Source organism: Brevibacterium limosum, from assembly GCF_011617705.1.
Taxonomy (GTDB): domain Bacteria; phylum Actinomycetota; class Actinomycetes; order Actinomycetales; family Brevibacteriaceae; genus Brevibacterium; species Brevibacterium limosum.
Genome location: NZ_CP050154.1, coordinates 258318 through 271302 on the forward strand (window position 1 = coordinate 258318; position 12985 = coordinate 271302).

Sequence of the window (12985 nt, forward strand, 5' to 3'; positions counted from 1 at the left end):
GCTGAGGGGGCGGTGAGCGGGCACTGTGCTCGCCCTGGGAGGCGGGGGCAGCCTCGGCGGGGCCGATCTCTATGCCGGTTCGGTGAGCTCGCATAGGATGAGCACGACAGGGCCGGTGCTGCGCGCCGGTCGACCGTGCACCAGCTCAAACGATGAAAGGCCCACTGATGGACCTGCTCTTCGGCGTCGGAGGAATCGGCGTACTCGTTGTCATCATCCTGATCGCGCTGCTCGTGATCCTGCGCTCCTACAAGATCGCCTCGCCGTCGGAGGCGCTCATCATCACAGGCCGGAATGCCTCCGGGGCGTCGGGGACGGGGCGCATCGTCATCGGCGGGCGCTCGGTCGTCTACCCGATCGTGCAGAAGGCCTTCATCCTCTCGCTGTCCTCGCGGCAGATCTCCGTCGAGATCGACGGCATCTCCATCAACGGCATCGCGCTGCGTCTGCGCGGAGTCGCCCAGGTCAAGGTCGGCGGCACCGAGGATGACGTGCGCAAGGCCGCGCAGCGCTTCCTCGACCAGCAGGATCAGATCGACCACTACTCGAAGGAGATCCTCTCCGGCACCCTGCGCGCCGTGGTCGGCACGCTCACCGTCGAGCAGATCATCCAGGACCGCGCTTCCTTCGCCGCTCAGGTGCAGGAGGAATCCGCGCACTCGATGAACAACCAGGGCCTCATCATCGACACTTTCCAGATCTCGGCGGTCGAGGACGAAGGCAGCTACCTGCGCGACTGGGGCCGCCCGCAGGCCGCCGAGGTGGCCAAGAACGCCGCCATCGCCGAGGCGAACGCCGGCCGTGCATCGGCCGTCGAGGAAGCCCAGCAGAACGAGGAGACCCAGAAGCAGCAGGCGCTGACCGATCAGGCCATCGCCGAACAGCAGCAGCAGCTGGCTCTGCGACGGGCCGCCCTGAAGGAAGAGGCCGACCAGCGGCAGGCTTCCGCGGACAACGCCGGCCCTCTGGCCGCTGCGGCCGAGAAGCAGAAGCTGCTCGAGAAAGACCGCGTCGTGGCCAAGGAAGCCGCGGAGCTGCGTGCCGAACAGCTCGATGCCGAGGTCAGGCGCCCTGCCGATGCCGAACGCTACCGGCAGCAGGCCTCCGCCGATGCGCGGGCGTATGAGATCGAGGCGCAGGGCCGGGCCGAGGCGGCCGCCGACCTGCACCGTCGGTCGAAAGACGCCGAAGCGATCCGGCTCGAGGGTGAAGCCGAAGCCGATGCGATCAGGGCGCGCGGCGAGGCCGAAGCCGAAGCGCTGCGCGCACAGGCCGAGGCCTACAAGCAGTTCAACGATGCGGCAGTGCTGTCGAAGGTGCTTGAGGTGCTGCCGACCGTGGCCGGAGAGCTGGTGGCGCCGTACGCGAACATCAAGGACCTCTCGATCGTGTCCACCGATGGTGAGTCGAAGCTAGCGAACTCCGTGTCGAACAACCTCTCCCAGGTCCTCGAAGTGGTGCGCGGAACGACCGGAGTCGACCTCACCGACCTCGTGGCCAAGGCGAAGGGCGCCGGGGGAGCCGACTCGGCCGGGCCGAGCGGGTCCGGAGGACCGGAAGGACCTGAAGGGTCCGGCGGATCCGAGAGTGGGGGACCGACCGGTTCCTCTTCTGCGGGGGAGAACCCGGACGACGTCGTCGACGGGATCGTCGCAGACGGCGCGTCTGCCGGAGAGCGTGCGAACCGCGCCGGCTTCGACCCGAAGGCATTCCTCGATGACAGCGGTGTCGACCTCGATCGGATCGGCGATGAGGTGAAGAAGGCCACCGGCTTCGATGTGCAGGCCTATATCGACGAGGCGAAGCGCCGCCTCGACGAGCGTGGTGCCGGCACGGCCGGGACGGACGCGGATTCGGGCTCAGGCGAAGACGGGCGCTCGGCCGCCGGCGATGAACCGGGCGACGATCAGGACGGCGACGGCGGTAAGGGCTCCCAGGGCTGACCTTGACGGGCAGGCTCGGAGGCAGCGGGCGCACACAGCGGGCATCGATCGGAGACATCGGTCGGTGTCCGCTGGCGTCGGAGGCCTCTCTCTGCTGGTGAGAAGAGTCACTTCAGGATCCATATATAAAAAAATGTGCATATGTTAATATTTTGAGTCGAGGAGGTAAACATGGCTCATGATCATGCGCATGGTTCAGGCTCGTGGCGGCAGCTGAGGATCGTCTTCGGCATCGTAGCGGCGATCTTCGTCTTCCAGCTCATCGGCTCCGTCGTCACGGGCAGTCTTGCGCTGCTCATCGACACCGGCCACAATGCCGTCGACCTCATCGGCATCGGCATCGCGCTCTTCGCCGCGACACTGGTCACCAAGCCGACGGGTGGGCAGAAGACCTGGGGATTCCGCCGGGCAGAAGTGCTCGCAGCCGGAGCCCAGGCGACGCTGCTGCTGGGTCTCGGCGTCTACAGCCTCATCGAAGGCATTCGTCGATTCTTCGTCCCGCCGGAGGTGCCCGGTCCGGGCCTGCTGATCTTCGGCGCCATCGGCCTCGTGGGCAATCTCGTCTCCATCGTCATCCTCAGCTCGTCGAAGGAAGACTCACTCAACCTCAAGGCGGCGTTCCTCGAGGTCATCGCCGATGCCCTCGGCTCTGTGGCCGTGATCCTCGCAGCTCTGGCGATCTGGCTCTTCGGTTGGGACCGTGCCGACGCGGTGGCCGCCCTGGTCATCGCGGCGCTCATCGTTCCCAGGGCGTTCGCGATTCTGCGCGAGACCGGGTCGATCCTGCTCGAAGCGGCACCGAAGGAGCTCGACCTGGACAAGGTCCGCGAGCATCTCGAGGCGGTCGAGCATGTGCAGGAGGTCCACGATCTCCACGTCACCCGCATCGACTCGAACCTGCCGGTGCTCACCGCACACGTGGTCCTCGCCGATGAGTGCTTCTACGACGGACACGCCCCGCGCATCCTCAAGGCTCTGCAGGAATGCCTGACCGAGCACCACAAGATCGCGATCGAGCACTCGACCTTCCAATTCGACCGAGCAGAGGACGCCGCCGAGGAGACCCACACCCACGACTGACGCGGGTCACTGCCCGGGCAGGATCTCCACTGAATCGGTGCGGAAGCGTTCGAGCTTCCCCGGGTCGATCGAGACGCCGAAGCCGACGCCGGTGGGCACATCGACCTTGCCGTCGTGCATCACGATCTCCTCGGTGATGTCCTCGTGGAAAAACCGGTTCGATCCGGAGATGTCGCCGGGCAGGGTGAAGCCCGGCAGCGATGCCAGCGCCGCATTCGCCGCCCGTCCCAGGCCGGTTTCGACCATTCCGCCGTGCCAGACGGCGACGCCGTGGGCAGCGGCCAGATCATGGATCTTCTTCGCCTCGATGAAACCGCCGACACGTCCGGGCTTGATGTTGATCACCGAGGTGGCTCTCAGCATGATCGCATCGGCTGCCGCCTCGGCGGAGACGATCGACTCGTCCAGACACATCGGGGTGTCCATGAGCTTGGCAAGCTCGGCATGCTGGCGGATATCGGCCTCGCCGAGAGGCTGTTCGATGAGCAGGAGACCATAGTCGTCGAGGCGGCGCAGGTGTGCGGCATCGACGAGGGTGTAGGCGGCGTTCGCGTCGACCTGGAAGCCGAAATCGTCGCCGAAGGCCTTGCGCACGGCGGCCACCGGGGCGATGTCCTTGCCCGGCTTGATCTTCAGCTTGATCCGGGCGTACCCCTCGTCGAGGTAGCCGCCGATGACCTTCACTGTCTCCTCGACGGAATCCTGGATGCCCACCGACACGCCTGAGGGCACGGAGTCGACGACTCCGCCCAAATAGTCCTTGAACGACTGGTTGTGCATCTTCAGCTGAGCCTCGATGACGGCCATCTCCAGCGCCGACTTCGCCATCGGGTGGCCGATGACGTGACGCAGGTGCCACGACACCGTCTCCGCGCTGAGGTCGTCGACCTCGAAGAGCAGCGGCGCCAGCCAACGGCGAGTGACATCGATCCCGGCAGCCACGTACTCGGCCGAGTACAGCGGAGAGATCATCGCCACGGACTCACCCCACCCGGTGATCTCACCCTGCGGGGTGTCGAACACGGCCTCGACGAGGTAGCAGTCCTTCTCGGTCTCCTTCATGAACGATGTCTCGAAAGGAGTGACCAGCGGGATCGACACCTGATGGAGAGTGACTGACTTCAGCTTCATGAGCCTGGCTCCTTCTGCGCAGTGCGGCGGATGCTTTCTTCTCCTCAGCTTAGGCCAGAACCCTGGAGCGGCGGGCCGAGCATTGATAGTGTGAACAAAAGTCTTCCTGTCAGCAAGGGGGCCACCGTCGTGAACGATCACCTGCGCACATTCGCCGCGCGCAGACAGTCCTGGTTCGGTCTCAAGCTGCCGGTCAAAATCGCTCTCGCCCAACCGGCACTCCACCCTCTGCTGCGAACGATCGCGCCCCGGATCAAGGGGCTGAAGATCGGTCGCCTGCCCGCACCGATCGAACTCACCGAAATCCGCGGCAGGGCGGGCGGATCAGAGTTCATCCTCGTCGAACCCTTCCGCTGCGAAATCGCCAAGGAGTTCTACTGGGGGAAGGGCCGACGCACCGAACCCGAAGACGCGTTCGCCCTCGACCTCATGGTCGCGCTCAGCGCCGACGCCGACGTCTTCCTCGACATCGGCGCCTACACCGGGGTCTTCACCATGGCCGTCCTGGCCGCGAATGAGGAGGTGCACGCCCACGTCTTCGAGATCATCCCCGCAGTGGTCGCGGGCGTGGAGAAGAACATCGACCGCAACGGCTTCAACAGACGCGTCACCGTCCACCCGACCGGAGTGGGCAGCCCCGACACCTGGATGAAAGTGCCTATCGGGGACGGCGGATCCGCGCTGCCCTCGTTCTACTCCTCAGATATGCAGTTCGACTCCGACGCCGAGGTGCGCTTCACCTCCCTCGACGCCCTCCTGCCCGAGGTGATGGCCGAGGTGTCGAGGCGAGACACGCAGCCGCTGCCAGGGGAAGGGCTCCCCGATGCCTCAGGTCGAGGCGAGGAGCCGCGTGTGACGGTGAAGATCGACGTCGAAGGCGGGGAGAACGACGTCTTCGCCCACGGGCGGGAATTCCTCGCGGCAATCCACCCGGACATTCTGTGCGAAGTGCTCGAAGACCGCGCGAATCCACGAGAACTCATGGGCCACCTCGGCGAGCACGGCTACCACTTCTACCTCGTCGGCGAAGATCGACTGTACGCGCGGACGACGATCCGGCCCGATGTGCACCTGCGCGACTGGCTCTTCACGCTCAGATCACCCGACGAGATGCGGGCAGCGGGCTATCCGGTCGGCTAGCTGCCGAGCGCGACCGCGGCTGCCGCCGATCAAGTGGGTTGAGAATGCACAGATTCGAATCTGGCAAGCTGAACCCACTTAACTGGTGAAGTCCCTGGCCCCGGCGACGTGGGCGCAGAGACCGGCGCCGGAACCGCCACCGGCTGCCCCGTCGACTGAGCAGCCGGCGCGGGCCCTCAGCTCTGCAGCTGGTCGGTGATGAGGGCGGCCAGCAGAGCGGTGCGCGGAGCGATCTCGTCGATGACGGCGTGCTCGTGTTCGGCATGCGCCCCATCGCCGACGGCGCCCAGGCCGTCGAGAGTGGCGATGCCGTCTCCGGCGGTGAAGTTCCCGTCAGAGGCACCGCCCACGGACACTCCCTGCGGTGCGGGCAGCCCGAGCTCACCCGCAAGAGCGGTCGCCCGGTCGAAGAGCCCAGCCGACTGCTCCCGTTCGAACGGGGGCCGGTTGATCCCGCCGAGGACCTCCATCGTCGAGCCCGCCACCTGCGGGTTCACGGTCAGCTCACGGATCTGCGCATCCACGCGTTCGAGTTCGGCCGCAGTGCGGGCGCGCACATCGATGTCCACCCGGGCTTCGGCCGGAACGGTGTTCGACGTCGTGCCCGCGCTGATCACGGTCGGCACCACCGTCGTCCCGGCCTCCGCGTCGTCGAGGTCGGCCACCAGCGGCAGGGTGAGGGCCAGGGCCATGCCCGCGTTGATCCCCTTCTCCGGTTCGAGCCCGGCGTGCGAGGCCTTGCCGGTGAACCTGAGGACGTAGTTGCTCGTGCCCTTGCGCTCGAGTTTGAGCGCGCCGCCGGCGCTCGCCTCCATGACGAACACGGCTTTGGCAACGGCGGCCTCGGCGCGGATGAGATCCGACGAGGACAGCGAGCCGATCTCCTCATCGCCGGTGACGAGGATCGACAGGCCGTCCAGTCCGCCCTCGCCGAGGTGGTCGGCCACCATCGCGGTCGCGTGCACGCTCATGATCGCCCCGGTGAGCATGTCGAAGCTGCTGGGACCGCGGAGGATGCCGTCCTCGGTGGAGAAGGGGAGACGCTCGAGTGTGCCGTGCGGCCACACGGTGTCCTGATGGTTGAGCAGGACGACGCGGGCGGGACCGGTGCCGAAGCGCAGGCGCAGGTGGGCGGTGCCGTCGATGTCGAGCAGCTCCGCCTCTGCGCCGAGGCGGTCCCTCAGGAGCGCGGCGAAGTCCCGTGCTCCGGCGGCCACGGCCGCCGTGTCGTGTGAGGGGGTCTCGATGGAGATGACCCGTTCGATGTCGGCGAGCATGTCGGGCAGGCGTCTCCTCGCCTGTTCGACGAAGTCAGCGGGCTGGGACGCAGGTGATGTGGTCGAAGACATAGGGTGAGTCTACGGAAGGTCGATTGTCGGCGTCGGGGGTGTCCGGATGGTGCAGCGGACGGCGGTCGCGCACAGACCCGGCCGTCTGTGGTTTGCTAGTCCTATGGGTGAGGCAGTCAGCTCGAAGCGGTACACGCCGGAGGAACGCACACTGTATCGGGAGAAGCTCGCGGAGAATCTCGAGCTCTTCGATACCTACCTTCGTCATGCGGATTTCAAATCGGCGGGCACGATCGGCCTCGAACTCGAGCTCAACCTCGTCGGCGAGGGCAATCAGCCGAGCCTGCGCAACAAGGAGGTGCTCTCCCGACTCGACGACGACTATCAGTCTGAGATCGGCGCCTTCAACCTCGAACTCAACCATCCGGTGCTCCAGGTGGCCGGGCGCGGTCTGAAGACCCTCGAAGCCGGTGTCGCCGACCGCTTGGGGAAAGCGCAGAAGGCCGCCGAGGAGGAGGGCCTCAAGGTGGTGTCGATCGGCACGCTGCCGACCCTGACCACCGAGTTCCTCACCGACGAGAAGTGGATGACCGAGGAGAACCGCTATGAGGCGCTGAGCAACTCGGTCATCGATGCCCGCGGCGAGTATGTCCGCATCGAGCTCGGCCGTGAAGAGCGGTACAAGGCGGAGTTCGCCGATATCGCCCCGGAGTCCTCCTGCACGTCGATGCAGCTGCACCTGCAGGTGGCGCCGAACCGGTTCGCCGATGCGTGGAACGCCTCGCAGGCGATCGCAGGGGCGCAGGTGGCGATGGCGGCGAACTCGCCGCTGTTCGTCGGCCGCAAGCTGTGGCACGAATCCCGGATCCCGATCTTCGCGCAGTCCATCGACACGCGTACACCCGAACTGGTCAACCAGGGTGTGCGGCCCCGCGTGTGGTTCGGCGAACGGTGGATCACCAGCGTCTTCGACCTCTTCGAGGAGAACGTCCGCTACTTCCCGCCGCTGCTGCCCGAGATCAAGGACTTCGTCGAATTCCGCGCCGCCGACGCCCCGAAGCTCTTCGAGCTCAACCTGCACAACGGCACCGTCTGGCGCTGGAACCGGCCCATCTACAACTCCGGGGACGGCGGCGCACACATCCGTGTCGAGAACCGGCTGCTGCCGGCCGGGCCGACTCCGGTCGACATGGTCGCCGACGCCGCCTTCTACTACGGGCTGGCCGAGTTCCTCGTCGGAGAGAACCGCCCCGTGTGGTCGCGGATGTCATTCGCCGAGGCGGAGGAGAACTTCAATGCCTGCGCCAAGGACGGGATCGAGGCGCGAGTGACGTGGCCGAAGATCGGACGCATCGGCGTGGCCGACCTCGTCACCGATGTGCTCGCACCTCAGGCCAGGCGGGGGCTCTCACGACTGAACATCGACAAGGACGTCATCGACGAATTCATGTCGATCATCGAAGGCCGGGCGGAGAGCCGCGTCAACGGCGCGACCTGGCAGCTGCGGGCACTCGAGAGCCTCGCCCCCGGCAGCCGACAGGACTCACCCGAACGCGCCGAGGGCATCGAGGCGATGTTGGACGCCTACCTTGCGAACCAGGCGACCGGGAAGCCCGTCCACACGTGGGAGATCCCCACTCGCTGACCTATTCTCTGAGGTCGACGGCAGGAGTCTCAGAGGCGTTCGATCTCGACGAAGACGACGTCGGCGCTGCCTCCGGGGTTCGAGACCTCGTGCTCGGACCCTGCCGGACGTGTGTAGGAGACACCGGCTTCGAGTTCGGCACGGATCTCGGTGTCGTCGGAATTGCGCACGAGCATCGTGTCGGTGACCATCGGCACGACGACGTACTCGTAGTCATGCTTGTGCATCGGGATGACGCCGTCGGGGCGGATCGTCCACTTCGTCACTCGGAAGACTCCGTTGTCGAGCTGGACCTCGCCGGTCGAACCGGTGTCTGCTGCATTGTCTGCGGTCATAGTGATCTCCTTCGACGCATGTGCGGATGCCTTAGCGGACCTGACGCCCTCACTGTATCGCTCTCGAAGCGCTGCGCACACCGCGCGCATCGCCCTGCGCGGCCGCTCAGGCACGCACTGTGCTGACGCGCACCGCTCAAGCGCTGCCCGCAACCGACCCCAGCCGCACCGTGAACGGGCTCGACCCGAACCGATCCACCCGGGCTAGCATGAGGGGTATGCGATACCCACTTGCTGACATCGACGACGTCGACGATGACATCCGCACCCAGATCCTCGAAGTGGCTGAGAAGTCGGGCTTCGTGCCCAACGTCTTCCTCGCCCTGGCCCGCCGACCGGACGAATTCCGCGCCTTCTTCGCCTACTATGACGCGCTGATGGAGAAGGAGACGGGGAACCTGACCAAGGCCGATCGGGAGATGATCGTCGTGGCCACCTCAGCGATCAATCACTGTCTCTACTGCGTCGTCGCCCACGGGGCGATGCTGCGGATCTTCCAGAAGGACGCCCTCATCGCCGACGTCGTCGCCACGAACTATCGTCAGGCCGATATCAGCCCACGTCAGATGGTCATGCTCGACTTCGCCGTCAAGGTCTGCGAGGAACCGTGGGCAGTCGACGATGCCGACCACGCCACGCTCGCCGAACACGGATTCGACGACGAGGACGCCTGGGACATCGCCGCGATCACGGGCTTCTTCGGTCTGTCCAACCGCATGGCCCACATCTCCGGGATGCTCCCGAATCCGGAGTTCTACACCCTCGGCCGCCTCCCGCGTGAGAAGAAGTGAACCGATGACCTCATCCATCCCCGCCGAGGCGGCCCCCACCACCCGTGCCTCCGCCGTTTCCGCCCGTTCGAGACTCGTCAAGCCGTTCGCGGCGATGGGCATCGTCGCCACGGTCGGGCAGATGCAGCGCGCCGGCCGCGACACCATCGCCATGTGCCTGGGCGAACCGACTCAGGGCGCGCCCAGCCCCGTACTGTCCCGCGCCGCCGAGGTCGCTCGCGACGGCACGGGACTCGGATACTCGCCGATCTTCGGCATTCCCGAACTGCGCGAGGCCATCGCCTCCCACTACCGCGACTGGTACGGTCTCGACATCGCACCCGAACGCATCGCCGTGACCACCGGATCCTCGGGCGCCTTCCAGACGACCTTCCTCACCTGCTTCGACGTCGGCGATCGGGTGGCCCTGGCTCGGCCCGGCTACGGTGCGTACAAGAACATCCTCGCCGCCTTGGGCTGCGACGTCGTCGAACTCGACTGCGGCGCCGACGAAGGGTTCCAACCCAGCGTCGACCTGCTGGCCGCCGCCCACGCGGAGGCGCCGCTCAAGGGACTCATGCTCGCCTCCCCGGCGAACCCGACGGGCACGATGATCGGCCCCGAAGCCCTCGGTGAACTCGTCGACTGGTGTCGAGACAACGGGGTGCAGGTGATCTCCGACGAGATCTACCACGGCATCAGCTATATCGGCACCCGTGGCGAGTGCGCGCTCGCCCACGACGACTCAGCGATCGTCATCTCCTCGTTCTCCAAATACTGGGGCATGACCGGGTGGCGACTCGGCTGGGCGATCCTGCCCGAAGCCCTCGTCACCCCTGCGCAGAACGTCACGGGCAACCTGTCGCTGTGCGCGCCTGTGCCGGCACAGTACGCGGCGGTTGCGGCTTTCACGGAACAGTCCTATGCCGAATGCGAGGCAGCTGTGGCCTCGTTCGCCGGCGCCCGCGACCATGTGCTGGGCGCTCGCGCCGACCTGGGCTTCGGCGAGATGGCCCCACCCGACGGCGCGTTCTACATGTACGCCCGCGTCGACGACATCCTCGACCGCGCGAGGCTTGACACCGCCGGCCAGTGGTGTGAGCAGGTGCTCGAGGCCACCGGCGTCGCGCTCGCTCCCGGTGATGACTTCGATTCCGTCGACGGCCCCCGCTCGGTGCGCCTGTCGCTGGCTGTCGGAGCCGACCGGACGGCCGAGGCCATCGACCGCATCCTCGACTTCATGGGATGAGCTCTCAGGAGACGCGGGCGGGAGGGCCGCCTCCTGCGCCGAAGGCCCTGCCGGTGCTCGGCGTCATCCTGGCCGCGGTCCTGCTCGGATCGGCCGGTCTGTTCGTCATCCTCGCCGAGGCGACCGCCCCCACCGCCGCCTTCCTGCGGTGTTGGATCGCCGTCGTCGTGCTCGCGCCGCTGGCCGTGCTCGAGCTGCGCCGGCACGGACGGTTCCCGCGGAAGGCGATCCTCATCGCCGCGGTCTCCGGCGGGGCGCTGGGGATCGACTATGTGCTGTGGGCCCAGAGCGTCCTCGACGCCGGTCTGGGTGTGTCCACGGTGCTCATCAGCGTTCAGGTGATCGTCTTCCCGGCACTGGTCTGGGCATTCGGCGGTTCCCGGCCCGGGTGGCTGTTCATCGGCTGCGTGCCGATCATGATCATCGGCATGCTGCTGACCGGGGGAGTGTTCGGCGCCGACGAGACGGCGGCGAACCCGACGCGGGGAGCGATCTTCGGAGTGCTGTCCGGTGTGCTCTACGGCGTGTACATCTTCGGCATCCACCACAGCCGGAAGGTCGCCGGAGACTTCGTCGTCGCCCCGGTCCAGGTGGGCACGATCGCGGCCGGGGTGATGACCGCGGTGGCCGGGCTGACCCTCGGCGGGCTCGACTTCGACCTCGGCTGGGGCGGGTGGGGATGGATGATCGCCCTGGCCGTCTGCGGCCAAGCGCTGTCATGGGTGCTGTTGAGCATCTCGAGTCCGCTGGTGCCCGTGCCGATGACCGCGGCGCTCATGCTGCTGCAGCCGCTGTCGGCGGTGGTGCTCGGATCCCTCATCGCCGGGGAGCAGCTGCAGACCGGGCAGTGGATCGGTGCCGTGCTCGTGGCTCTGATCGTGTGGGTCGTCGGCGGGGGCCCGGAGGCGCTGACGCGTCGTCGAAGACAGTAGCGCCGGACCAGCCCCGGCACCGCGGGCCACCGCGGTGAATCGGGCAGCGGTGGGCCGCCTCGGCGAGGAAATCGGGGCCAGCGCCCGGGATGCGGCTCAGTGTTCGTGGGCCTCGATCGTGTGGGCGATGGCGTCGACGATGATGTGGGCGACGTGATCGTCCTTGAGCGAATAGTAGGCTTCGCGGCCGATCCGATTGACACCGACGAGGTGGAGTCCGCGGAGGAACTTCAGGTGCTGGGACACCAGGGGCTGGGACAGTCCGGTCGCCTCGACGATGTGCGTGACCGTGGCCTCACCGTGGGTGAGGACGAGCAGCATCTTCAGCCGGGAGGGGGTGGCGAGTGCCTTGAAGAGGTCGGCGGTCTCGGTGATGGCTTCGAGATGGTCCTCGGGGTTGAGCAGGAGCTGCTCGACCTCGTCATTGACGGGAACGGAATCGGGAATGGAAGCCATGAGTGCAGATTACCGGACAACCGGCGTGGTCAGCGTCAGTCGAGGGCTTCGACGTCGGCCTGCGAGCCGAGGAGGTCATCGGCCAAGGTCTCCCACTGCCCGTAGGCATCGGGAAGCGCCGACCGCTGCACGGACTGTGCGGCTTCGGTCGGGGACATCGAATCCCAGCCCTCGATCTGGTCGAGGCCCGGGTTCTCGACCTCGGGGTTGATCCCGTAGAAGGCCTTGGCCGCGTAGACGGGGTCGGTGAGCTGATGCGGTTCGCCCCATCCCTGCGAAGGGCGCTGCTGGAACAGACCGACCGAATCGCGGTCGCCGGAATCCAGATTGCGCAGCGAGGACTCCTGCAGAGCCGTCATGAGGGCGATGCGGATCGCATGGTCGCCGAAGTCGCCGCCGCGGCCGACGCCGATGATGAGCCGAGCATTGTCGATCTGCTGTTCGCTGAGCTGATTGACCGAAGCCATCTGCATCTGCCTGATCTTCGTGGAGCCGAAGGAGACGGGTGAATTGATGATGACGACGGCACCCACGATCAGCGCCATCACCGCTGCCCCGAGCCCGATCAGGGCACCGGTGAGCACGGACCGGCGGCCCTTGCGTGATGATGTCGGACGAGGCATGAATATAACGATAATGCAACAAACTTAAGAGCGCATGGGACCGTACCGAGGTTTTTGTCACAGCAAGGTCACGACGGAGTGGGATGAGTGCCGCACATTAGGCTTGGTCCATGGTGAGAATCGTTCGGCGCAATAATCGCCCGCCCCTGATGACCTGCCTCATCGTGGTCTTCGCATTCGCTGCCGTCGGCATCATGATCATCGCCGGCATCGTCATCGCCCTCGTCTTCGTCTCCGCGGACTCGTCAGGCTCATCGCCGACCGAGGTCTCCTCGTCGGTCGGGTCGTCCTCATCGAGCGCCGACGCCGACGGCGGATCTGGAGTCACCACCTCCCCGGCCGGCGGAGGCTGGTCGAGCGGAGGCTGAAGCTCCTCCGTGGCATCGATCGTG

At 66.5% G+C, this 12985-nt stretch carries 13 protein-coding genes; 8 read left to right on the forward strand and 5 right to left on the reverse strand.

The window, feature by feature from the left end; translation table 11 throughout:
* Nucleotides 1–167: 167 nt before the first annotated feature.
* Nucleotides 168–1943 carry a flotillin family protein gene (locus tag GUY37_RS01145; protein ID WP_166821161.1) on the forward strand — a complete coding sequence of 592 codons (1776 nt, stop codon included), beginning with the start codon at nt 168–170 and terminating at the stop codon, nt 1941–1943.
* 171 nt (nt 1944–2114) lie between these two features.
* Nucleotides 2115–3023 (forward strand): cation diffusion facilitator family transporter, encoded by a 909-nt coding sequence (locus GUY37_RS01150; RefSeq protein ID WP_166821164.1) that lies wholly within the window; start codon nt 2115–2117, stop codon nt 3021–3023.
* Between the two features lie 6 nt (nt 3024–3029).
* Here the strand turns inward: GUY37_RS01150 and menC are convergent, their stop codons facing one another.
* Complete coding sequence (menC, locus tag GUY37_RS01155; protein WP_166821166.1) at nt 3030–4154, reverse strand: o-succinylbenzoate synthase; 1125 nt, start codon at nt 4152–4154, stop codon at nt 3030–3032.
* A 129-nt stretch (nt 4155–4283) separates the two neighbouring features.
* Between menC and GUY37_RS01160 the strand changes: the two genes are divergently transcribed.
* The gene (locus GUY37_RS01160) at nt 4284–5294 is read left to right on the forward strand and encodes an FkbM family methyltransferase (protein ID WP_166821168.1); all 1011 of its coding nucleotides are present in this window, start codon (nt 4284–4286) and stop codon (nt 5292–5294) included.
* 176 nt (nt 5295–5470) lie between these two features.
* Here GUY37_RS01160 and GUY37_RS01165 read toward each other — a convergent pair whose 3' ends face one another.
* Nucleotides 5471–6643, reverse strand: a complete 1173-nt coding sequence (locus GUY37_RS01165) for a M20 family metallopeptidase (RefSeq protein ID WP_166821170.1) — start codon at nt 6641–6643, stop codon at nt 5471–5473.
* A gap of 103 nt (nt 6644–6746) precedes the next feature.
* On the opposite strand from GUY37_RS01165, the gene GUY37_RS01170 reads away from it, so the two are divergent.
* Nucleotides 6747–8228 carry a glutamate--cysteine ligase gene (locus GUY37_RS01170; RefSeq protein ID WP_166821172.1) on the forward strand — a complete coding sequence of 494 codons (1482 nt, stop codon included), beginning with the start codon at nt 6747–6749 and terminating at the stop codon, nt 8226–8228.
* 29 nt (nt 8229–8257) lie between these two features.
* Here GUY37_RS01170 and GUY37_RS01175 read toward each other — a convergent pair whose 3' ends face one another.
* Complete coding sequence (locus GUY37_RS01175) at nt 8258–8563, reverse strand: cupin domain-containing protein (protein ID WP_166821175.1); 306 nt, start codon at nt 8561–8563, stop codon at nt 8258–8260.
* 218 nt (nt 8564–8781) lie between these two features.
* On the opposite strand from GUY37_RS01175, the gene GUY37_RS01180 reads away from it, so the two are divergent.
* The 3 genes from GUY37_RS01180 to GUY37_RS01190 are packed head-to-tail and all read left to right on the forward strand — an operon-like array spanning nt 8782 to nt 11514.
* Entirely contained in the window at nt 8782–9354 is a 573-nt protein-coding gene (locus GUY37_RS01180; RefSeq protein ID WP_208094736.1) for a peroxidase-related enzyme, read from the forward strand.
* Nucleotides 9355–9358: 4 nt separating this feature from the next.
* Nucleotides 9359–10582: a pyridoxal phosphate-dependent aminotransferase gene (locus GUY37_RS01185; protein WP_166821181.1), complete on the forward strand. Its 1224-nt coding sequence runs from the start codon at nt 9359–9361 to the stop codon at nt 10580–10582.
* Nucleotides 10579–11514 carry a DMT family transporter gene (locus GUY37_RS01190; protein ID WP_166821184.1) on the forward strand — a complete coding sequence of 312 codons (936 nt, stop codon included), beginning with the start codon at nt 10579–10581 and terminating at the stop codon, nt 11512–11514. Before GUY37_RS01185 ends, GUY37_RS01190 begins: the two co-directional genes overlap by 4 nt.
* Nucleotides 11515–11610: 96 nt before the next feature.
* Here GUY37_RS01190 and GUY37_RS01195 read toward each other — a convergent pair whose 3' ends face one another.
* Complete coding sequence (locus GUY37_RS01195; protein ID WP_025777104.1) at nt 11611–11970, reverse strand: ArsR/SmtB family transcription factor; 360 nt, start codon at nt 11968–11970, stop codon at nt 11611–11613.
* A 35-nt stretch (nt 11971–12005) separates the two neighbouring features.
* On the reverse strand, nt 12006–12593 hold the full coding sequence (locus tag GUY37_RS01200) for a peptidoglycan-binding protein (RefSeq protein WP_407645383.1): 588 nt from the start codon (nt 12591–12593) through the stop codon (nt 12006–12008).
* A 110-nt stretch (nt 12594–12703) separates the two neighbouring features.
* On the opposite strand from GUY37_RS01200, the gene GUY37_RS01205 reads away from it, so the two are divergent.
* A complete protein-coding gene (locus tag GUY37_RS01205; RefSeq protein WP_166821187.1) occupies nt 12704–12961 on the forward strand; it encodes a hypothetical protein in 258 nt (85 codons plus the stop codon).
* Nucleotides 12962–12985: the final 24 nt, after the last annotated feature.

What these genes read in the sequence shown, in the direction of transcription:
- GUY37_RS01145 (WP_166821161.1), top strand. Translation starts at nt 168, where the DNA reads ATGGACCTGCTCTTCGGCGTCGGAGGAATCGGCGTACTCGTTGTCATC.
- GUY37_RS01150 (WP_166821164.1), top strand. Translation starts at nt 2,115, where the DNA reads ATGGCTCATGATCATGCGCATGGTTCAGGCTCGTGGCGGCAGCTGAGG.
- menC (WP_166821166.1), bottom strand. Translation starts at nt 4,154, where the DNA reads ATGAAGCTGAAGTCAGTCACTCTCCATCAGGTGTCGATCCCGCTGGTC.
- GUY37_RS01165 (WP_166821170.1), bottom strand. Translation starts at nt 6,643, where the DNA reads ATGTCTTCGACCACATCACCTGCGTCCCAGCCCGCTGACTTCGTCGAA.
- GUY37_RS01170 (WP_166821172.1), top strand. Translation starts at nt 6,747, where the DNA reads ATGGGTGAGGCAGTCAGCTCGAAGCGGTACACGCCGGAGGAACGCACA.
- GUY37_RS01175 (WP_166821175.1), bottom strand. Translation starts at nt 8,563, where the DNA reads ATGACCGCAGACAATGCAGCAGACACCGGTTCGACCGGCGAGGTCCAG.
- GUY37_RS01180 (WP_208094736.1), top strand. Translation starts at nt 8,782, where the DNA reads ATGCGATACCCACTTGCTGACATCGACGACGTCGACGATGACATCCGC.
- GUY37_RS01185 (WP_166821181.1), top strand. Translation starts at nt 9,359, where the DNA reads ATGACCTCATCCATCCCCGCCGAGGCGGCCCCCACCACCCGTGCCTCC.
- GUY37_RS01190 (WP_166821184.1), top strand. Translation starts at nt 10,579, where the DNA reads ATGAGCTCTCAGGAGACGCGGGCGGGAGGGCCGCCTCCTGCGCCGAAG.
- GUY37_RS01195 (WP_025777104.1), bottom strand. Translation starts at nt 11,970, where the DNA reads ATGGCTTCCATTCCCGATTCCGTTCCCGTCAATGACGAGGTCGAGCAG.
- GUY37_RS01200 (WP_407645383.1), bottom strand. Translation starts at nt 12,593, where the DNA reads ATGCCTCGTCCGACATCATCACGCAAGGGCCGCCGGTCCGTGCTCACC.
- GUY37_RS01205 (WP_166821187.1), top strand. Translation starts at nt 12,704, where the DNA reads ATGGTGAGAATCGTTCGGCGCAATAATCGCCCGCCCCTGATGACCTGC.